17 protein-coding genes are annotated in these 21,136 nt (G+C 68.1%); 11 read left to right on the plus strand and 6 right to left on the minus strand.

Features of this window, described 5'->3' with window-relative positions; translation table 11 throughout:
• Positions 1–35: 35 nt before the first annotated feature.
• Entirely contained in the window at positions 36–1,004 is a 969-nt protein-coding gene (locus EOHIBHHM_RS10770) for a glycosyltransferase family 2 protein (RefSeq protein WP_497250395.1), read from the minus strand.
• 282 nt (positions 1,005–1,286) lie between these two features.
• Between EOHIBHHM_RS10770 and EOHIBHHM_RS10775 the strand changes: the two genes are divergently transcribed.
• From EOHIBHHM_RS10775 to EOHIBHHM_RS10815, 9 genes are all read left to right on the plus strand, one after another.
• Positions 1,287–2,297, plus strand: a complete 1,011-nt coding sequence (locus EOHIBHHM_RS10775; RefSeq protein WP_497250397.1) for a DUF1616 domain-containing protein — start codon at positions 1,287–1,289, stop codon at positions 2,295–2,297.
• The gene (locus tag EOHIBHHM_RS10780) at positions 2,290–3,393 is read left to right on the plus strand and encodes a DUF354 domain-containing protein (RefSeq protein WP_497250399.1); all 1,104 of its coding nucleotides are present in this window, start codon (positions 2,290–2,292) and stop codon (positions 3,391–3,393) included. Before EOHIBHHM_RS10775 ends, EOHIBHHM_RS10780 begins: the two co-directional genes overlap by 8 nt.
• 1 nt (position 3,394) lies before the next feature.
• Positions 3,395–5,329 (plus strand): hypothetical protein, encoded by a 1,935-nt coding sequence (locus EOHIBHHM_RS10785; RefSeq protein ID WP_497250401.1) that lies wholly within the window; start codon positions 3,395–3,397, stop codon positions 5,327–5,329.
• 114 nt (positions 5,330–5,443) lie between these two features.
• Positions 5,444–6,496 (plus strand): glycosyltransferase family 4 protein, encoded by a 1,053-nt coding sequence (locus EOHIBHHM_RS10790; protein ID WP_497250403.1) that lies wholly within the window; start codon positions 5,444–5,446, stop codon positions 6,494–6,496.
• Between the two features lie 124 nt (positions 6,497–6,620).
• Positions 6,621–8,120 (plus strand): lipopolysaccharide biosynthesis protein, encoded by a 1,500-nt coding sequence (locus EOHIBHHM_RS10795; protein ID WP_497250405.1) that lies wholly within the window; start codon positions 6,621–6,623, stop codon positions 8,118–8,120.
• A 126-nt stretch (positions 8,121–8,246) separates the two neighbouring features.
• Entirely contained in the window at positions 8,247–9,008 is a 762-nt protein-coding gene (locus tag EOHIBHHM_RS10800) for a glycosyltransferase family 2 protein (RefSeq protein ID WP_497250407.1), read from the plus strand.
• 91 nt (positions 9,009–9,099) lie between these two features.
• Positions 9,100–10,254 carry a Gfo/Idh/MocA family protein gene (locus tag EOHIBHHM_RS10805; RefSeq protein WP_497250409.1) on the plus strand — a complete coding sequence of 385 codons (1,155 nt, stop codon included), beginning with the start codon at positions 9,100–9,102 and terminating at the stop codon, positions 10,252–10,254.
• A gap of 95 nt (positions 10,255–10,349) precedes the next feature.
• Positions 10,350–10,481: a hypothetical protein gene (locus tag EOHIBHHM_RS10810; RefSeq protein WP_497250411.1), complete on the plus strand. Its 132-nt coding sequence runs from the start codon at positions 10,350–10,352 to the stop codon at positions 10,479–10,481.
• Complete coding sequence (locus EOHIBHHM_RS10815) at positions 10,478–11,974, plus strand: TrkH family potassium uptake protein (RefSeq protein ID WP_497250413.1); 1,497 nt, start codon at positions 10,478–10,480, stop codon at positions 11,972–11,974. Before EOHIBHHM_RS10810 ends, EOHIBHHM_RS10815 begins: the two co-directional genes overlap by 4 nt.
• Positions 11,975–11,987: 13 nt before the next feature.
• Here the strand turns inward: EOHIBHHM_RS10815 and EOHIBHHM_RS10820 are convergent, their stop codons facing one another.
• Both EOHIBHHM_RS10820 and EOHIBHHM_RS10825 read right to left on the minus strand, forming a co-directional pair.
• Positions 11,988–13,625: a potassium channel family protein gene (locus EOHIBHHM_RS10820; RefSeq protein WP_497250415.1), complete on the minus strand. Its 1,638-nt coding sequence runs from the start codon at positions 13,623–13,625 to the stop codon at positions 11,988–11,990.
• A 107-nt stretch (positions 13,626–13,732) separates the two neighbouring features.
• Complete coding sequence (locus EOHIBHHM_RS10825) at positions 13,733–14,908, minus strand: FG-GAP repeat domain-containing protein (RefSeq protein ID WP_497250417.1); 1,176 nt, start codon at positions 14,906–14,908, stop codon at positions 13,733–13,735.
• Positions 14,909–15,129: 221 nt separating this feature from the next.
• On the opposite strand from EOHIBHHM_RS10825, the gene wecB reads away from it, so the two are divergent.
• Both wecB and EOHIBHHM_RS10835 read left to right on the plus strand, forming a co-directional pair.
• Positions 15,130–16,293: a non-hydrolyzing UDP-N-acetylglucosamine 2-epimerase gene (gene wecB / locus EOHIBHHM_RS10830; protein ID WP_497250419.1), complete on the plus strand. Its 1,164-nt coding sequence runs from the start codon at positions 15,130–15,132 to the stop codon at positions 16,291–16,293.
• On the plus strand, positions 16,290–17,603 hold the full coding sequence (locus tag EOHIBHHM_RS10835) for a nucleotide sugar dehydrogenase (protein ID WP_497250421.1): 1,314 nt from the start codon (positions 16,290–16,292) through the stop codon (positions 17,601–17,603). Before wecB ends, EOHIBHHM_RS10835 begins: the two co-directional genes overlap by 4 nt.
• A gap of 78 nt (positions 17,604–17,681) precedes the next feature.
• Here EOHIBHHM_RS10835 and EOHIBHHM_RS10840 read toward each other — a convergent pair whose 3' ends face one another.
• From EOHIBHHM_RS10840 to EOHIBHHM_RS10850, 3 genes are all read right to left on the minus strand, one after another.
• The gene (locus EOHIBHHM_RS10840; protein WP_497250423.1) at positions 17,682–18,059 is read right to left on the minus strand and encodes a hypothetical protein; all 378 of its coding nucleotides are present in this window, start codon (positions 18,057–18,059) and stop codon (positions 17,682–17,684) included.
• Positions 18,060–18,159: 100 nt separating this feature from the next.
• Positions 18,160–19,557 (minus strand): sulfatase, encoded by a 1,398-nt coding sequence (locus EOHIBHHM_RS10845; RefSeq protein WP_497250425.1) that lies wholly within the window; start codon positions 19,555–19,557, stop codon positions 18,160–18,162.
• Between the two features lie 163 nt (positions 19,558–19,720).
• Positions 19,721–20,842: a hypothetical protein gene (locus tag EOHIBHHM_RS10850; protein WP_497250427.1), complete on the minus strand. Its 1,122-nt coding sequence runs from the start codon at positions 20,840–20,842 to the stop codon at positions 19,721–19,723.
• Positions 20,843–21,136: the final 294 nt, after the last annotated feature.

Here is a 21,136-nt window from a genome sequence, read left to right on the forward strand (position 1 = left end):
GAAATCAGAGACGAGCGGCACGACTCACCGAGCGTTCAGCCGGGAACCGGTCCTCGTCGTCCGGAGAGCCACTGCTTGAGGCGACGGGCGGGCGGGTAGCTGACGGGACCAGTGAGGGCCAACGCGAGGTAGCCGTAGGTCGACCGTCGCGTCGGGTCGTAGCGGAGCGAACGCAGCAGGTGGACGACAGCGTCGCGGTAGTAGCCGTTCCGGAGCGCCGAGAACCCCAGCGTGGCGTTCAGGTGGCCGACGAACTGGCGGGCGCAGTCGGGACCGTACGTCGCCGCCAACGCACCGTGTTTCTCGACGAGAAGCGGGTAGGAGACGTCGCGCTTCCGCTCGAAGTCGTCGGTGATCTGCCCGTGGCCGGTCACGCGGCGGACGACGAGCGGTTCGGCGACGGAGGCGTACCGACAGCGCTGCGAGAGGCGGATGTGCCACTCTTTGTCCTGCCAACTCGGGAACCGTTCGTCGGGGTAGCCGGCGGCCTCGACGGCCGACCGACGGACGGCGAACCGCGAGAACGTCGCCGCCTGCAGGTCGCCGCGGAGGATGCGCTCCGTGATGTCGCCGTCGTACTCCGGGATCGTCCGGCCGATCTGCTCGCCGTCGGCGTCGACGATGCGGACGCCGACGGCGACGGCACCCACCTCGGGGCCGCCCGCGACGAACGCCTCGACCAGCCGCTCGACGGCCGTCGGTTCCCAGTAGTCGTCGTCGTCGAGGAAGGCGACGATCTCGCCGTCGGTCGACTCGATCCCGGTCCGTCGGGCCGCGTTCGCCCCCCTGTTCTCCTCGTGTCTGAGACACCGCCACTTCAGCGTCCCGAGCGACAGCGTCGAGAGGACGGGTTCGACCGGCTCCGGCGAGTGGTCGTCGACGACGACGAGTTCGACGTTCGGGTACGTCTGTGCGGCGACGCTCTCGACGGCGTCGGGGAGGAACTCGGGCCGCCCGTACGTCGGGATGACGACGCTGACCAGCGGCGTGGTGGTGTGCTCCATTGCAGAGAGGTCGGCGCTCGGCGACTTTGTTATACGGAACGTTCCGGGACGATACGCGTCGTCTCGGAGTCGTCGCGAGTCGGCTCGCGAACGACACGCACGCAGCCGGCGACGCCGACCCTCGGTATCGGAGACCCTGCGTGACGCCCGACGGTAAGCGACGATGTCCGTCGTTACAGAAGCTATAACAAAGCGGATCCGTCCCCGATGAGGTGGCAGTGATACTCGACTGTCCCCCCCGCGTCGACCGCCGACTCAGACCGTCTGTTCGGAGAGGTGACGATGCGTAACCGGTCGTTCGTCGCGCTCGTCGGCGACGTCGTCGCGACGCTCGTCGCCGTCGCCGTCCCGGTCGCCGTCGTCGCCGCGGGCGTCGGCGGTCCGGTCCGGGCGGTACTCGGCGGGGTGCTCCTCCTCTTTCTGCCGGGGTACGCGCTCACGACACTGTTGTTCCCGGCCGAGAGAGCCGTCTCTGCCGACCGTGACGTCCGGTCGCCGATGGCCGGCGTCGCCAGTTCCGGCCGGGCGGGGCTTCCACTCCTCGAACGCCTCGCGGTCGGATTCGGACTGAGCGTCGCGCTCGTCCCCGTGTTCGCGTGGCTGCTCGGCACCGCGAACGCGGCGGTGGCGTTCGCGACGACGTCGCTCCTCGGCGTCTCGGCCGCGACGGCCGCCCTCGGAACGCTGTTCGGCGCCCTCCGCCGCGCTCGACTCCCGCCGAGCGACCGGTACGTCCTACCGTTCGGCGACGTCCGACGACTCCGAGCGCTGTGGGACGTTCCGAACGTCGACCGGGCGTTGAACGTCGCGCTCACGCTCTCTATCGTCGTCGCCGCCGTGGTCGTCACCGCCGGGATCGTCGCCCCCAACGACGGCGAGACGTTCACGCAGGTGTCGATCCTGACCGAGGCCGACGACGGGTCGCTCGTCGCCGGCGACTACCCCGACCGGATCGCACCCGGCGACTCCGCGGCGTTGGTGCTCGAAGTGGAGAACTACGAGCAGCGACGGGTCGCGTACACCGTCGTCGTCCAACTCCAGCGGGTGGACGACGCCGGTCGCGTCGTCGAGCAGGCGGAGCTCACTCAGTTCTCGCGGACGCTGCGAGACGGTCAGAGCTGGCAGCGACCCCACGAACTGTCGCCGACGCTCGAGGGGGAGAACCTCCGCGTCGCCTACCTCGTCTACCGGGGCGAGGCTCCGGAACAGCCCACGCTCGACTCGGCGTACCGCTCGGTGACGCTGTGGGTCGGCGTCACGCCGGCGACCGACGAGGAGGGCGGCGATGAGTGACGCGGTGGGGGCCACCCGACTGCCGACGAACGTCGGAGCGGACGACCGCCCGGTCGACGTGTGGGTCGACCTCGCGAGCCCGTGTCACCCGTTCTTCTTCAAGGCGTTGACCGACTCGCTTCCGGACGTCCGGACGACGGTGACGGTCCGCGAGAAGACCGAGACGGTGCCGCTCGCCCGCGAGTTGGAGTTCGACTTCCGCACCGTCGGGAGGGACTACGAGAACCCGACGCTCCGGAAGCTCGGCATCCCGCTGCGGACCGCACAGCTCGCGCTCCGGATGCCGACGGCGGACGTGGCGCTCTCCTCGCGAAACGCGATGTGCGTCCTCGCGGCGAAGGCCCGCGGCGTCCCCTCGATCCACTACACGGACAACGACATCTGCGCGTACGTCGACGGGCTCCGGTCCGAGGAGCTGTACCACCGACTGGAGGCGCAGGCGACTCACAACGTCGTTCCGGCGGCGTTCCGGACGGAGGTGCTCACCGACCGCGGTGCAGACCCCGACCGGGTCCACAGCTACGACGGCTACAAGGAGGACGTGTACGTCGCGACGTTCGAGCCGGACCCGACGTTCCCGGAGCGGCTCCCGTTCGACGGCGAGGCGTTCGTCGTCGTCCGCCCGGAGGCGCTGTCGGCGACGTACGTCGACGCCGAGGAGAGCATCGTCCCCGACATCCTCGCCGACGCGACGGCCCGCGGCATCAACGTCGTCTACCTCCCGCGCGACAGCGGCGACCGCGCGTTCGCCGAGGGGGGAGACGAGTCGCGGCTCTACGTCCCGCCGGAGGCGCTGTCCGGACTCGACTTGGCGTGGCACGCTCGCTGTGTCCTCACCGGGTCGGGGACGATGGCCCGCGAGGCCGCGCGGATGCAGACGCCGGCGGTGTCGTTCTTCCCGAGCACCCGCATCTCCGTCGATCAGGCGCTGATCGAGGCCGGCGACGTCTACCACTCGCGGGACCCCGAGGCTATCGTCGACTACGTCGAGTCGCTGTCGAACCGGGACGCGCGGTCGGATCTCTCGACGGCGAAGCGCGTCCACCGCGAGGTCGTCGACCTCACCGCGGATCTGGTCGACGAAGTGAGGGAGTGAGATGTCTCGAAAGACGTCGACGGAGCATCCGGTCGGGAGTCGGAAGGAGGGCGTGCTGACGACGCTGTCTCGCACGGAGTCGCCGACCCCCGGCCGTCTCGTCCGCCTCGGACTCACCGTCGGCTATCTCTCGCTCGCGGTCGGCGTGTTGGCGGCGCGAGCGGCCCCCGCCACGGGGTACGAGCCGTCGCTGTACACGGCGACCCCGCTCCTCTTCTGGGTCGGCGTGGTCGCCGCCGCCACCGTCGGTCTGACGGCGAGCGTAGTCGGCGGCCGACTCGGCCGCTACGCCGGCCTCGGACTCGCCGGCCTCGCGACGGTCGCGTTCCTCGCGCTGCCGTTCCTGCGGAGCTACTACTTCTACGGCTCCGGCGACGCGCTGACGCATCTCGGGTGGGCACGGGCGATGCTCGGGCCGGAGTTCGGCTTCTACGACCTCATCTACCCCGGCGGCCACGCGCTCGCCGTCTCGCTGGCACAGCTGATGGGCGTCCCCGTCCGGTACGGACTGATGTACGCGATGCTCACCGTCTCGGTGGTGACGCTCGTGTTCGTCCCGCTTTCGGTGTGGGTCGTCCTCCGCGATCCGCGAGTGCTCCCGGTCGCCGTCGTCACCGCGATGTTGATGCTGCCGATGAACAACGTCAGCACGCATCCGGGGTTCCACAGCTACACCCTCGGGACGCTGTACTTCCCGTTCGTCCTCTATCTGACGTTCAAACACGTCACCCGGGCCGCGGACGACGACGCGCTCCCGTCGTGGCTCTCGGCGGTGAGCCTCTTCTCGCCGGTGCCGCTGGCCGCGATGGTGTTCTACCACCCGCAGGTCGCCGTCGACGTCATCATCCTCCTCGGGACGATACTCGTCGTCGGCGTCGTCTACCGACGTCGGGCCGCACACGACGTCGACGGGACGCGGTTCCAACAGCGACTGCTCGTCGGACAGGTGTTCGTCGTCGGCCTCATCTTCGTCTACTGGGCGCTCCAGTACGAGAAGACCTACTCGTTCGCGGCGAACACGGTGAACTCGCTTCTGGCCTTCCTCGACACCGGGGAGGGGGCGGGCAGTATCGCGCGGGAACGTGCCGACTCGACGGCCCGGTTGGGGGTCAGCATCTGGGAACTGTTCGCCAAACTGTTCCTCGTCAAAGTGGGGTACGTCGCCCTCGCCACCGCGCTCGTCGCCGCGAGGCTGTTCGGACGGGTGAACAAACGCGAGAGCGACAGCGGGATGGTGATCACCTACATCGGCTTCTCCGGGCTGACGCTCGGCCCGTTCTTCGCCGTCCAGTTCCTCGGCAACGTCTCGACGTACTTCTTCCGTCACCTCGGGTTCGCGATGGTGCTCGTCGGGATCCTCGGAGCGGTCGGACTGTACTACGCGTCGAGGTCTCTCGACGGCTACGTCGGCGACCGGGGGCGCACCCTGTTCGCCGTCGTCGGCGTGCTCGTCGTCTGTCTGTCGCTCGTCGCCTACTTCCCCTCGCCGTACATCTACGTCCCCTCCTCGCACACTCCGGAGACGCAGTTCGTCGGCTACGACGCGACGTTCGACGACCTCCCCGAGGAGGCACCGCTGGCGAAGGTCCGAACCGGGCCGGGTCGGTTCTCCGACGCGCTGAACGCCGACCGGCCCGACCGCCTGCTCTGGGGGGTTCCGGGGCCGCAGCTGGACAGCGTCGAGAACGTGACGCGGTTCCGCGGCGGCGACGGCACCGAGTTCCCGGCGTACTATCTCGTCGTCTCCGACCGCGACGTCGGCCGCGAGGTCGTCGGCTTCCACGGCCTGCGATACCAGTCCGACGACTTCCGGCGCGTCGACGAGGCGGTCGACCCCCGGATCTCCCGCGTCCGGACGAACGGCGACTACCGGCTGTACTACGTCGACCAGCGGGGACTCCCGCTCGAACCGACCGCCCCGGCCGCAGGGGGTTAGCGCTCGGCTAACGGGCGTCTCGGTGGTTCCGTGGAGTCTCCGTCTCCGCGGACACTCGCTCTCGCTCGGGTAAGCGTCTGCATTACTATCCGTCGAGCGACGAGCATCTGTCTCATGCGGGCGACAGAGATCCTGTTGATCGGCCCGGCGGGGAAGCAGACGGGCGGCATCGCACGATACATCCACGAGCAGCGCCGCCGACTCGGCGACGGGACACGCGTCTACGACGTCGCCGTCCCCGACAGCGAGACGCCGTGGCAGTTCCTCCGGGCGACCCTCCTCGCGTTCGTCCAACTCGTCCGGTTCCCGTTCCGGCGACCGCCGGACGTCGTCCACGTCCACACCAGCCACTGGTACTCCTTCTTCCAGTCGAGCGCCTACGTCCTCTACGCCGCGTCCGTCTGGCGCGTCCCGGTCGTCCTCCACGTCCACGGCTCGTCGTTCGACACGTTCGTCGACACGGAGTCGCGACTCCTCGGAGCGTTCCAGTCGTTCGTCTTCGACCGCTGTACGAGCGTCGTCGTCCTCTCGGACTACTGGTCGGACGTGGTCGGCGACCACGTCGACCCGGCCAAACTGTTCGTCCTCCCGAACGCCGTCGACCCGACCGACTACGACCCCCGGTACGACGCCTCCCCCCCACACGTCGTCTTCGTCTCGAACCACATCGAGCGCAAGGGGGTCGCGGAGTTCGTCGCCGCCGTCGACGACCTGCTCGAGGCGGGCGTGCGGATGCAGGTGACGATCGCCGGCTCCGGACCGCTGTCACATCTCTCCGAGGAGTTGGCCGCACGCAGAGCGGCGGTGACGTACGAGGGGTACGTCAGCGAGGCGCGGAAACGCGAACTGCTGAACGGGGGGTCGGTGTTCGTGCTGCCGACGCACGCGGAGAACCTGCCGATCGCACTGCTGGAGGCGATGGCCGGTGGCAACGCGCTCGTCTCGACGACCGTCGGCGCGATCCCGAGTCTCGTCGACGACGACAACGGCGTCCTCGTCGCCCCCGGCGACGAGGAGGCGCTCCGGGAGGCGCTCTCGTCGCTGCTGTCGGAGCCGACGCGCATCGAGTCGATGGCGCGGACGAGCCGCACACGTGCAGAGCGCGAGTACTCCTGGCGCACCGCCGTCGACTCGCTGGAGGGACTCTACGCCGAACTCACTCACTGAGCGGTGACGAAACGTCGCCGTCGCACCGCAATCGCGGCGTACCGTCCATTACTGGATTCATAACGATACTGTCCGAGCACGGTCACTCGTGTATGAGCGCAGGTGTCGGTGGAGAGGTGCGAGGATGAGCGGGGACCGGTCGCTCCTAGATCGGATCGTCCCGAGCGGGGGCACCGCAGAGCGCGTCGTCAAGGGGGCGTTCTGGGCGATGAGTCAGAACGCCTTCGGTCGGATCCTCCAGTTGGCGATGCTCGTCATCCTCGCCCGGCTCATCGGCCCGTCGGAGTTGGGGTTGGTCGGCATCGCGCTGCTCTCGGTGAGCGCGGTCCAGAAGTTCACGAACTTCGGGCTCAACGCCGCGCTCGTCCAGCGAGAGGAGGAGAACGTCGACGAACATCTGAACACGATGTGGGTGCTGGAGCTACTGCGCGGGACGCTCATCTTCACCGTGCTGTTCCTGGGCGCACCGCTCGTCGCCCAGCTGTTCGGCGAACCGCGTGCGACCGATCTCGTCCGCGTCATCGGGCTCTCGCCGCTGCTGTTCGGGCTGACGAACCCGGGCGTGATGTACTTCCAGAAGAAACTCGAGTTCCACAAGCAGTTCGTCCTCAGGATCGGCGGCGAGGTCGCGCAGTTCGTCGTCGCGGTAGGCGTCGCATTGGTCGAACCGACTGCGTGGGCGTTCGTGGCGGGCTACGTCGCAGCCGACGTCGTCCGACTGGCTGCGTCGTACGCGATGCACAGCTACCGGCCGAGACCGGAGTTCGACCGCGACTCCGCCGGCCAACTCGTCGGCTACGGCAAGTGGATCACCGGCTCCTCGATCCTCTACTTCCTCTACAGCGAGGGCGACGACGCGTTCGTCGGCTGGTTCATCAACCCCGCGGCGCTGGCGTTCTACCAGTACGGCTACCGCTTCTCGAACGCGCCGGCGACCGAGTTGACGAGCGTCGTCTCCTCGGTGATGTTCCCCGCCTTCTCGAGGATACAGACCGACGCCTCGATGCTCCGAGAGACGTTCCGCAAGACGCTTCGGCTGAACGCGTTCGTCTCGGCGCCCGTCGCCGCCGGCATCGCCGTCGTCGCCCCGAACTTCGTGATGACGTTCTTCGGTCCCGAGTGGATGTCGATGGTGCTCCCGATGCAGATCCTCGCGGTGTACGGGTTCCTCCGCGCGCTCGGCCAGACGTTCGGCCCGGTGTGGAAGGCGCTGGACCGTCCCGACCTCATCACGAAGCTCTCGGCGATCCGCGTCGTGCTGATGGCGATCCTCATCTGGCCGTTGACCGAGGCGTACGGCATCGCCGGGACGGCCGCGACGGTGACGATCATCTCGCTGTTCCCGATGGTGCCGCTCGACATCTACGTCACCGTCCGGATGCTCGAACTGCGGACGATCGAGGTCTACCGCGAGATCGCTCTCCCGACCGTGGCGAGTCTCCTCATGGCCGGGGTGGTCTGGTTCGTCGACGGGAGCGTCGACCTGCCGGCGGCCGCCGAACTCGCCGTCTCCGTCGGCGTCGGCGTCGTCTCGTATCTCCTCTTCGTGTTCCTCTTCGAGCGGCAGTTCGAGTGGGGGATCGGCCGCAACCTCGAGAGCATCGTCTCGGCGGTCCGCCGCTGACCCGTCTCGTCGACGTCGCCACGAGGGGTGACGCGCCGACGCGCCGCCGGACGGACCGCCGAATCGACGGCGCGCCGTTAGGTTGTCTATACTAATCGACCGCCAGCCTGTGAGTACAGCTATTCAATGCCCGACCTGAGCGTGATCATCGCGACGCTGAAGCCACGAGCCGAGATCGAGTGCATCCCGTACCTCGAACGCGGAACGTTCGACGACTACGAGGTGATCGTCCGCGACGACGAGCGCGTGACGGTCGCCAGAAACGAGGGGATCCGAGAGGCGGCGGCCGAGAAACTCGTCTTCCTCGACGACGACTCACAGCCGTGTCCGGACTACCTCGAACGGGCGTCGGCGGTGCTCGACCGCGAGGCCGCCTACGCGGGGAAGGTCGTCCACCCACGCGACGACATCTTCGCCAAACATTTCACCCCGCACTACAGTTTCGGCGAGTCGCCGCGGTACGTCACCCGTTTCTGGGGCTGTAACATGGGCGTCCGCAAGGAGGTGTTCGAGACGGTCGGCTACTGGGACGAGAACATCACGTGGGGCCACGAGGAGAAGGAACTCGCCGAGCGGGTCGTCGCGGCCTACGACATCTACTACGACCCGGCGCTGCTCGTCCACCACTGCTACACCGACTCGATCCTCGGCTACTGGAAGAAACAGTACCGACTCGAACGCCAGACGCCGTACTTCTGGGACACACAGGGGAAGACCACCCGCTGGCAGTGGCTCAGGATCGCCCACGACGTGCTCCACCCGATGCACTACCTCGGCTGGTCGGCGAAACACGCGCTCGTCCGTTCGGGCGGGAACCTCGCCCGGACGGCCGGTCGCGTCCGCGGGATGCTCGGCAAACGACCGCCCGAACGGTCGACCCACTCCTGAGCGGCGTCGGGAGTAGGCACTCGTTCCCGCCCGTCGACGCGACGTTATCGAACGACTACTCATCTCACCGGAGTCCGTACGGGGGAGCGAGATGACCTACACAGTGGCGGTCGTCGGCACTGGCGCGAACCCGGACAGCCCCGACTCGAACGGTTATGCGATGGCGTACCGACACGCGCGGGCGTACGAACGGCTCGAGAACTGTCGCCTCGTCGCCTGTGCGGACGTCGTCGTCGAGAACGCGCGGGCGTTCGCCGAGACGTTCGCGATCCCGCCGGAGCGCGTCTACGAGGACTACGAGCGACTGCTCGCGGAGGTCGAACCGGACGTCGTGAGCGTCTGTGTCCCCCCGGCGGTCCACGCGGAGATCGTCGTCGGCTGCGCCGAGAGCGGCGTCGTCCGGGCGATCCACTGCGAGAAGCCGATGGCGAAGACGTGGGCGGAGTGCCGCGAGATGGTGCGCGTCTGCGACGACCACGGCGTCCAGCTGACGTTCAACCACCAGCGGCGGTTCGGCGGCCCGTTCCGGGAGGCGAAGCGACTGCTCGACGCGGGCGAGATCGGCGCGCTGGAGCGGGTCGACGTCGGCGGACCGAACCTCTACGACTACGGGTCGCACCTGTTCGACCTCTGTGGCTACGTCACCGACCAGACGCCGGTGGAGTGGGTGATGGCACAGATCGACTACTCCGAGGAGAACCTCCAGTTCGGCGTCCACAACGAGAACAGAGCCATCGCCCAGTGGCGCTACGAGGACGGCGTCTACGGCACCGCCTCGACCGGAGCCGACAGCACGCTGAACTGTGAGCTGCGCCTCGTCGGCAGCGAGGGGACTCTCGAGATCGGCGTCGACGGCGGTCCCGCCCTCCGGATGCGGACGTCCGGCGGGTGGAAGACGGTCGACACGGACGGCGACGGCATCCACGGCCCCACGCCGGGGCTCGTCGGGCGCACCGTCAAACAGGTGGGGAGCCGCGTTCCGTTCCTCCCGGTGGACCGACTCACCTCCGACGTCCCCACGTTCATCGACCGGGCCGTCGCGGACGTCGTGAGCGCACTCGACGAGGGGCGACGGCCGGAACTCGCCGCCGAGAACGCACTGCAGGCGACCGAACTGATCTTCGCGTGCTGGGAGTCCGCGCGACGCCGCGGGCGGGTTGACCTCCCGCTGGACGTCGACTCGAACCCGCTGGAGGAGATGGTCGAGGCGGGCGAGATGCTCGTCGCGTCTCGCGTCGCAGAGTGACTGTTTAGGTGCAGGGAAGCGGCGCGAGAGCCACCTCGACGCTCGGGTCGGCGAGACGAGGTTTTTTCAGCTCTCTCGGCGAACCCGACTCCCGTATGGAGGATCGTCGAACGTCGGCCGGCCGCTGGCAACACGAGCGGTGGGAGCGGATCGCGCGTCGCTCACCCGTCGAACGCGACGCTCGCGTCGGCCGCTCGGTCCCCTCTCTCGTCGTAGGCGACGCATGAGACTCCGGGTCGACTGGCGGGTGAGCTGTCGGCTGGTCGGAACGATTCTCAAGTGGCTGTGGGTGCCGCTGCTCGTCCCGCTGGCGCTCGCGCTGTACGACGGCACCGCGCTCCTCCCGTTCGCCCTCCCGATACTCGGCACGACGGTCGTCGGCTTCGGACTCGAACAGCTGACCGACGAACCCGACCTGCGGACGCGGGAGGCGTTCCTGATGGTGTCGCTGACGTGGCTGAGCATCGCGCTCGTCGGCGCCGTCCCGTTCGTCCTCGCCGGTGAGGGAGTGCTCGCCGAACCGGTCAACGCGCTGTTCGAGAGCATGAGCGGCGTCACGACGACGGGCGCGACGATCATCACGGAGTTCGACCGCCACTCTCGGGCGATCCTGATGTGGCGGGCGGTGCTCCAGTGGATGGGCGGGCTCGGCATCCTCGTCCTGGCGACGGCGGTGCTCTCGCAGCTCTCGGTCGGTGGAGCACAGCTGATGGAGACGGAGACGCAGACCAGAGACGTCAACAAGCTCACGCCGCGCATCTCGGAGACGGCGGCGCTGCTCTGGAAGATCTACCTCGGGCTGACCGGCCTCCAGGTGGCCGTCCTCTACGGGCTCCACCTGGTCGGTCTCGCGCCGAACATGACGCTGTACGACGCCGTCGCTCACGCGTTCACGACCATCTCCACCAGCGGGTTCTCACCGCGGGGCGACAGCATCGCCGCCTTCTCCCCGGCCGTCCAGTGGGCGATCGTCCCGTTCATGGCGACCGGCGCGACGAGTTTCATCCTGCTCTACTTCGTCCTGCAGGGGAACGTCGACCGCCTCCGCAACAGCGACGAGTTCCGGTTCTACGTCTCTATCCTCGGCGTCTTCACGCTCGGCGTGAGCGGCGTGCTGATCGTCGACGGCGGCCCGCACACGGGCCTCGAGGAGGTCGTCCGCCACGCGCTGTTCCAGGTCGTCTCCATCGTGACGACGACGGGGTACGCGAGCACGGACTTCAACTTCTGGTCGTCGGGCGCGAAGCATCTGCTGTTCGTCTGTATGTTCATCGGCGGGATGGCCGGGAGCACGACGTGTTCGATCAAGACGCTCCGGTGGCTGGTCGTCGTCAAGGCGTTCCGCCGCGACCTGTTCACCGCTTCGAACCCGAACGTGATCCGTCCGGTCCGCCTCAGCGGCAGCGTCGTCGACGAGGAGACGATCCGCGACATCTACGCGTACACCCTCGTGAGCCTCGTGTTCTTCATCGTGGCGACGGTCGTGATCGTCGTCGACGGCTCGCGAATCGAGTTGACGATCTCCGAGTTCGAGGCGATGAGCGCCGCCGCGGCGACGTTCTTCAACGTCGGCCCGGCGTTCGGGGTCGCCGGACCGATGGAGAGCTACGACCCGTTCCCCGAGTCCTCGAAACTGCTGATGACGTTTCTCATGTGGGTCGGTCGGATCGAGATCATCCCGGTGCTCGTGCTGTTGACGCCGTCGTACTGGCGGTCGTGAGGCTCCTGCGCTCTCAGTCGTGCGCGAAGTCGGTGAACCGCTGGATCCCCTCGTCCGTCCCGGCGATGACGACCTCGTCGCCCGACTCGAGACGGAAGTCCGGGCCGAGATCCGTGAGGACCCGCCCGTCGCGCTCGACGCCGACGACGGTACACCCGGTCTCCGAGCGCACCTGCGCGTCCCCGAGGGTCCGCCCGGCCAACTTCGGGGCGGAAGTCCGGACGACCTCGACCTGCTGGTCCAGCGAGAGCACGTCCTCGTCTTCGAGCACCGTCGACGCGATCATCCGGCCGCTCACGGTCGCGAGCGACAGCACGTAGTCCGCACCGGCCCGATACATCTTCTGGATGCTGGAGGCCTCCTCGACGCGAGCGACGACCTCGGTCTGCGGACTCAGATCGCGGATCACCAGTGTGGCGAACTCGGCGGCCGTGTCGTCGGGCAGCGCGAGGACGACCGTCCGGGCCTCGTCGATGTCGGCCGCTTCCAGCGTCTCCGGGTCGGTTGCGTCGCCGACGACGTCGACCCCCTCCATCGCCGTCCGGTCGACGACCGTGTAGGGGAGCTCCGCCTCGGCCAGCGCGTCGGCGATCGTCCGTCCGACCTGCCCGAACCCGACGACGATAGTCTCACCGTGTTCGAACCGTCTGATCTCCGAGAGCGTGAGCTCTTTCAACCGCTCGAGTTGGTCCTCTCGGCCGGTCACGAGCAGGACGGTCCCGTTCGTGAGCGCCGCCCTCGGGTCGGGTGGACTCTCGAACTCGCCGCGGAACCACGCGCCGATGACGTTGACGCCGGCGTGTTCCCGGATGCCGCTCTCGGCCAACGTCGTCCCTGCGAGTCGGCTCCCGCGGTGGATCGGGAGTTCGGCGACCTCGATGTCGCCACCGATGTCGATAGCGCCGTCCAGGTCGCTCGTCACGGAAGTCGTCACCTTCGAGGCGAGACTCTTCCCGAGGAGTGGACGCGGCGAGAGCACCGTGTCGGCACCTGCGAGGCGGTGGTACGCCGTCCGGTTCGGCTCTTCGACGACGCTGACGATCGGTATCTCCTCGGCCACCTCTCGGGCGGTCAGGACGATACTGGCGTCGACCTGATCGGAGACGTCGGCGACGAGCGCCCGCGCCTCGGCGAGTCCTGCCCGTTCGAGCCCCTCGACCGACTCCGGGTCCCCGTGGATGACCGTGTAGTCGTCCTCGTACAGTTCGGTCGCTCGCTCTCGGTCCGGTTCGACGACGACGTGGTCGACGCCCCACGAGTCCAGCTCGGCGATGAGCGTGTCGGTTCGGGGGGTGTGCGAACAGATGACGACGTGGTCGGAGACCCCGTTCTCGATCGACTTCGGGACGGTCGTCGAGAGGACGTCCTCCAAGAGGGGGAACACCAACACCGGAAGCGCCATGAAGATCACGGCGACGCCCGTGAGGTCCATCAGGATGACGAAGGCGTTCATCTCCGGACTCTGCCAGGGGGCGTCGGAGCCGAACCCGGTCGTCGTGAACGTCTCGACGACGACCTGCAACGCGTGGAGGAACGTGATGTCGTCTCCCTCGAAGATGCGCATCCCGTGGTGATAGAGGACGGCGTAGCCGAGCATCAGCCCCGTCAGCAGAATCGAGTAGTAGACCGTGCGCCGCCGCCACTTGTCCATGAGAGGAGAGACTCGCTCGGCCACACTAAACCATGTGGAGACGAGTCGTCAGCCGGTGGCGGGGGAGACGTGGCGGAGGACTCGGGAGGCGGCGGACGACGGCGCGATCAGCCCTCGTTGTACCAGACGTCGACGTGGTGGTCCGGACCGTAGGACTTGCCGACGATATCCGGGCGGCCGTCGCCCGTCAGGTCGGCGACCTTCCCCTCGTGGGTGGCGACCCCCGTCTCGACGACGTGTTCGCGGAACTCCCCGTCGCCGAGATTCTCGAAGATCAGCTGCTGCGGGGAGTCGTTCGTGCCGAGTCCCATCTCGGCGACGTAGACGTCGAGGCGGCCGCTCCCGGTGAAGTCGGCCAACTGGAGCGTGTGCGGACAGAACAGGTCGCCGCGCAGTACCGTCGGCGTCCAGTCGGGGCCGTCGACCCACGCGAGACGACCGGGGCGGGAGCCGTATTTCGGGGAGTCGCCCTCCGAGTAGACGATCTCTAACTCGCCGTCGTCGTCGAGATCGCCCACGGCGACGCGGACGTCGTCCCAGTCGGTGAGGACGTCCTCGCGGTGCCACGTCCCGTCGTCGTTCCGGTGGTAGATGTACGTTCCGGCGACGATCTCGGTCCGCCCGTCGCCGTCGACGTCGACGATCTGAACCCCCTCGACGCGGACGTCGTCGTCGACGACGTGGCAGTGCGAGGCGGGCCACGGCGACCGATACGGGTTCTCGGGGACGTCGTAGTAGAAGATGGTGCGACTCTCCTGTGAGAGCCCGACAACCTCGACGTCCCCGTCGTCGTCGACGTCGGCGACGATCACGTCGTGGTACTTCTCGAAGTCGGTCGTGATGGTGTGTCGCGTCCAGCGCTCGCGGGGGTCGGCCGGTTGTTCGAACCAGTAGACTGCGTTGTGGTGGATCCCCTGTCCGGCGACGACGTCGAGGCGGCCGTCGCCGTCGACGTCGCCGAGCGCGCCCCCGACGTCGAGGTGGGGGGCGATAGCCATCTTGTGACGCTTCCAGCCGGGGTTCTCGTACCAGAACAGGTGCATCTCCTCGAACCCCAGTCTGGTCCGGAGCGCGTCGAACGTCGGCAGTCGACTCTCCTTGGCCTTCAGCACGTACTGCTTGCCGGGGTAGGGTTTGCCCGCCCCGCCGACGATGACGTCGTCGCGGCCGTTGCCGGTGAGGTCGGTGGCGAGACAGAAGCCGAGACGGGCGCACGGCGGGTCGGGGTCGACGGTCTCGTGGCGGAACGTCAGTGAGGGCTCGGTTCGGTGTTGGGACTCCATCGACGAGAGAACGGCCGCTCGGGGCATTGTAATAGAGCGGTTAATCCCGACCTAGCCGACGGGACGGCGACGTGGCGTGCGGCCCGCTCGTGGGTCGTGTGACGTGGTACCGCCAGGCGCTCTATAACAAAGCGCGTCCCGGACCTGGATACGAGACAGTGAGTCGGCCATATGACAGCACAACGTGCCCCACCGACGGCGGACGACCGGAGGAGCGAACGATGACAGTCCGCGAGGCTCCCGAGAGCGTCGTCATCGTGCTCGGGACGCGACCGGAGATCATCAAGTTCGCACCGGTGATCCGCGAGTGTCTCGCCCGGGACGTCCCGTTCACGCTCGTCCACACGGGACAGCACTACTCGCGGGAGTTAGACCGAGTGTTATTCGAGCAGCTCGACCTCCCAGCGCCGGACGTCCACCTCGACGTCGGCTCCGACTCCCACGGTCGGCAGACCGCCGCGATGCTCGAAGGCGTCGAGGACGTCCTGGTCGACGTCGACCCCGACGTCGTGCTCGTACAGGGCGACACGAACTCGACGCTCGCCGGCGCGCTCGCCGCCGCGAAACTGAACGTCGACGTCGGACACGTCGAGGCGGGTCTCCGGAGCTTCGACCGCGAGATGCCCGAGGAGGTCAACCGGGTCGTCGTCGACCACGTGGCCGAGTACCTGTTCACTCCGACCGACGAGACGCGGCTGTACCTCGAACGCGAGGGGGTCGCCGGGCGCGTCGTCGTGACGGGCAACACGGTGGTAGACGCCGCCTACCAGTACGCCGACGTCGCCGCGGAGAAGAGTACCGTCCTCGAGACGCTCGGCGTCGACGAGGGCGAGTTCTACCTCCTCACGGCGCACCGCGCCGAGAACGTCGACCACCCCGACCGGTTCCGGTCGCTGCTCGCGGGCGTCGCCGAGTTCGCTGCCGCGACCGGACGGGAGGTCGTCTATCCGATCCACCCGCGCGCACAGTCGCGGCTCGACGAGTTCGGCGTCGACGTCCCCGACCAGATTCGGGTGGTCGACCCGCTGGACTTCCTCGACTTCCTCCGCTTGGAGTCGACGGCCGCGCTCGCGTTCACCGACTCCGGCGGCGTCCAGGAGGAGTGCTGTATCCTCGGTACACCCTGCGTGACGCTTCGGTACACCACCGAGCGCCCCGAGACGGTGTACGTCGGCGCGAACTGTCTCGCGGGACTCGACCCCGCCGACGTCGTCGCCGCCGGGTCGCTGATGCTCGGCAAGCAGCCCGACTGGACGGTCCCGTTCGGCGACGGGCGGGCCGCCGAGCGGATCCTCGACGCGCTGACGGGGGTCGAGACGGACACCGACACGGCGGCGGCGACAGTGACGCCGACCGAGGCGACGGCGACGGAGACGCTCCAATGAAGCTCTGCGTCCACGGCATCGGCTACATCGGACTGGCGACGGCCGCGCTCTTCGCGAACGCCGGACACGAGGTCGTCGGCTACGACCCAAACGAACGACTCGTCTCGGAACTCCGGGCGGGCGACCCCCGGACGACGGAGGACGAACTCCGGGCGTTCGTGCTGGAGGCGCTCGACCGGGAGTTCGAACCGACGACCGAACCGGTCGAGGCCGACTGCCATCTCGTCTGCGTGCCGACGCCCTACGACGAAGAGTCGAGACGGGCGGACCTCAGCTACGTCGAGGCCGCCGGGCGGACCGTCGCGGACCTCCTTCGGCCGGGCGACCTCGTCGTCCTCGAGTCGACCGTCCCTCCGGGGACGACCGAGGGCGTCTTCGCGACGCTCCTCGAGATGTCCGGGCTGACGGCGGGCGTCGACTTCGCGCTCGCACACTGCCCCGAGATGGTGCTGCCGGGGAACATCACGTACGAGATCGTCCACAACGACCGCATCGTCGGCGGCGTCGACGGCGCGTCCACCGACCGCGCGGTCGCGCTCTACGAACCGCTCGTCGAGGGGACGATCCACCGTGCACCCGACGCGACGACCGCCGAGTTCGCGAAGCTCTCGCAGAACGCCTACCGCGACGTCAACGTCGCCTTCGCGAACGAACTCGCACGCGTCGCCCACGACTACGGCATCCGGTCGCGCGACGCCATCGCGCTCGCGAACGTCCACCCTCGCGTGAAGATCCTCCACCCCGGTCCCGGCGTCGGCGGCCACTGTCTCCCCATCGACCCCTGGTTCCTCGGGCAGTCGTCGGACTCGCTGGACCTCGTCGAGAGCGCCCGCCGCGTCAACGAGGGGATGGTCGACTTCGTCGCCGACCTCCTCGAGGCCGAACTCGGCACGCTCGCGGGGCGGAGCGTCGCCGTCCTCGGCGTCGCCTACAAGGGGAACGTCGACGACAGCCGTCACAGTCCCGGACTGCGCTTCGCCGACCGACTCCGGGCGATCCAGGCGGCCTCGGAAACCGAACTCGAGGCGACGGCGACCGACGGCGGACAGACGGACCCGGACGACGGCGTCGACGTCCGTCTCTCCGACCCCTACGTCGACGACCACGACGGGACGCTCGGCCTCGTCGCCCTCGACGACGCGCTCGAAGACGCCGACGCGCTCGTCGTCACCGCCGCACACGACGCGTTCCGCGACCTCGACCCCGAACGCGTCCGCGACCTCGTCGCCCGCCCGCTGGTCGTCGACACGCTCGCGTGTCTCGACGCCGAACGGTGGCGGACGGCCGGGTTCGACTACGTCGAGGTGTGAGTCGGACGTCACAGCGGCGGCCGAGACGTCACACTACGGACTGATTTTCGCCGTTCGTCGATGCCGGTTCGGAGGCGCTCAGTCGGCCGGCGTCTCCGTCGGGTTGGCAGCGGCGTCCGTCCCTTCACGTCCGATCTGGACGCCGATCAACATCGCAGCCCAGCCGACGCCGAACACGAGGAACCAGAGTACGATGGTCAGACTCTCCGAGATCGGGAGATCCATGTTGACGCCGTACATCGCCCCGCCGACGACGAGGAGCACGTGGAGCGCAGACCACCGCGATCCCTTCACACCGTCTGTCCGGCCGACGAGAACCAGCAGCCAGCCGACGAGCGTCCACGAGAACCAGACGGAGAGTGCGAGCAGGGGGTTCCAGTAGCCGTCGACGTAGAGAACTGTCACCGGGAACAACCCGGCGACGAGACCGACGAGGAGGGCTTTGCGGTCGACCATAGCTCCCGTTCAGTTCGGGTCGACAAGACAGTTGTGAACGTATAAGTAAGAATAGGAGACGGCAGTCCGACGTCGAGCGACGCGGCCCGAGCCGAGACGCTCAGAGATAGCCGAGATCTTTCAGATGTGCTGCCATCGACGCGTCGAACTCCGAACGCTCCTCTCGCCGCGAGCGGGGCGCGCCGAACTCGGCCAGCCACGACTCACAGCGCGCGGCGAGGTCGTCGCGCACCGCCGACCGCTCCTCGTGCAGGTCGTACGTCTCGTCGGGAAGTTCGAACAGTTCCACGCCGGAGTCGCTCTGCGAGTAGCGGTACTCGGAGGTGCGGAGGCTGGTCAGGTCGCCGACGTGGTACCGCGAGGCGTCGAACCCGGGGTCGTGCTCGCTTATCTTCGCCAGCTTCTCGGCGGCGCGGTCGCCGCCGCGCTGCGTCACCGCGAACTCCCGGCGCTCGTCACGGAGGTCGAAGCCGACCGGGACGTCGGCGTCGACGCTCGCCTCGGCGAGGACAGTCCGCATCGCGTCGGCGTGCTGGACGATCTCGTCGTGCCACCCCGAGAGTCCGGAGACGCCGGCGACGACGAGCGGGACGTGCGAGACGGCGTCGTTCACGGCGATCATGTGCGCCAGGAGACCGCGCTCGCCGAGCAGTTCGCCGTGGTCGGAGGTGACGACGACGATGGGGTCGTCTAGCCGCGCTTCGGCGTAGTCGACTATCCGCCGTGTCGTCTCGTCGACGTGACAGACGCCCGCGTCGTACATCGCGTGGATGGCGTTCCACTCGTCGTCTGCGAACGGGACGCCGCGGGCGATGTGGCCGTGGAGGTCGGCCGACATGTCCATCGAGACGTCGAGCGCCTCGTCGACCGACATCTCGAACCCGTCGGCGAAGCGGTGCTGATACGGTTTCGGCGGGTAGTACGGGTGGTGGCTGTCGCCGAGGTGGACGTAGAGGAACAGCGGTCGACCCTCGTCGACCGCGGCGTCGACGTGTCGCCGGGCGAGCGCGGCGTTGAGGTAACCGATGGAGTGCTTCGGCGTGTCTCGCGTGTAGCCCGCGGAGTGGCGGTCGAGCCCGGCGAGATACCGGGCCATCGTCACGACCCCCGCCTCGCGGAGGAGCGTGCGCTTGCCGAGGTAGTGGAAGTAGTCGAACCCGCGAGCCAGCCCCGTCACGTCGCTCAGCTGTGGGTTCGGCGAGACACACGCCGTTCGGTAGCCCGCGTCCCGGAGCGCCTCGGGGACCGTCGGGACGTCACGGGAGAGGCGGGCGTCTTCGCTCCACGTCCGGTGTGCCGACGGCGTGAGTCCGGTCAGGATGGACGCGCTCGACGAGCGCGTCCAGATGTCGTGCGAGAAGCAGTTCGTGAACGCGGCGCTGTCGGGGCGGGCCGACAGCGTCCGGAGGAACGGCGTCGTGTCGCGGTCGTACTCGCCGAGAGAGGTGTGGTCCTGTCGGACGCTCTCGAGCGTGATCCAGACGATGTCTCGGGCCATGGGCTGTCTCCACACACGGGAGCGAGTGCCATAATTCGGCAGTCGCTAACCGAACGGCGAGACGCGCGACGGTGCGGTAGTCACCGACTACTGGTGGTTTCGCGGCGAGAAGGAGAGCGAAGACGGGGTCGCTTCGAACGGGGTTCGAGGGCTCGACAGCAGGTCACGGCGCGGTCTCGACCCGCTGGCTCAGCTCCGAGAGGCTGTCGACCAGGTCGTCGGCGATGCCCGTCTCGATCCAGTCGCGGGTGCGGGGGACGAGCATCCGGTAGGTGGGGACCGTCTCGAACAGCTCCGAGAGGATCCGCCGTTCGCTCGCGAGCACCGACTCGAACTCGGCGGACTTCTCGGCTCCGGGGAACAGCGTGTCGAAGGCGGCGAAGTACTCCCGGAGCAACGTGTTCCACTCGTACTCGTTGATCGTCGTCGTCTCGGTCAGCGCGTCCTCCGGGTCGATGGACGCCATCGAGACCGTCTCGCTCGTCGGTGCCGCACGGAGCACCACGACGTTGTCGACCGTCGCGTGGTCGACGAACGCCGACCCCGGCAGTACGTCGCTCAGATTCGCGAAGGTTCGGCGGCCGTCGTCGAGGAACCGTCTCGTCAGGAAGAGCAGCCCCTCGTCGACGACGGAGCGGGTCCGGTCGGTGTACTGCTCGACCAGGGTGGCGACCCGCGACTTGAGATCGCCGTCCTCGCGGTCGGTGTCGGTCACGCCGCCGAACGACTCGACGTTGTGTGGCTGCATGTTGACCCCGAGCGGGTAGCCGCGGACCGAGCCGTCGGCGCTCACCAAGAGGCGGTCGTCGGCGAGATAGTCGCCACCCGAAGAGAGCAACGAGAGGAGCGTGTTCGTCTTGCCGGCGCTCCGCCAGGCGGGGAAGACGAACGTCGTCCCCTCGCGCCGGACGCCGGAGGCGTGGACCAGGGCGAACCCCTGCTCGACGAACCGGCGTCTGAGTTCGTACTCCAGCGGGTAGACCACGTTGAACGGTTCCCAGTTGGGTGAGACCGTGACGTGGCTCCAGTCGGCGTCGACGGTCATGTAGTTCGACCCCTTCCGGACGACGAACCGGTCGCCGTCGCGCCCGTAGTACGACCCCGGCGTGCCGAGGACGGTGTCGGGATCGGGCGTCTCCGTCGCCAACTCGACGACGAGATCCGGTTCGCGGGTGGGGTTCCGCTCGCGGAAGTGGTCGTACATCTGTCGGTGCTGGTCGACCGCCCGTCCACCCTCTCCACGCACTTCGACGAGATAGGTGTCGAAGAAGTCGTAGTAGCTCATGTCGGGGTTCCCCGGGCGACGCTCGGGTGGCGTCGGTCAGTGGAGTCGCGTCGTCGCAAAGCTCTCCCGTAGACAGGTCGATGCGGTGACTGTCGCCTACCCGCCGTGTAGGGGACTCGTCGGAGCGGTTGCATAGTCACCGTCCGACAAAGGTGGCGACGGACTTAGTAATCGACTCGATACCCGTCTCGTCGCCCCACCAACCCCGCGAAAACGACAGGTTTCGACACGCCGGAAGCGAGTCACCGCAGACCAGATACGGCGCCCGTCTCGCCGTCACGACGAGCGTGAGAA

Source organism: Halogranum roseipondis (assembly GCF_059695585.1).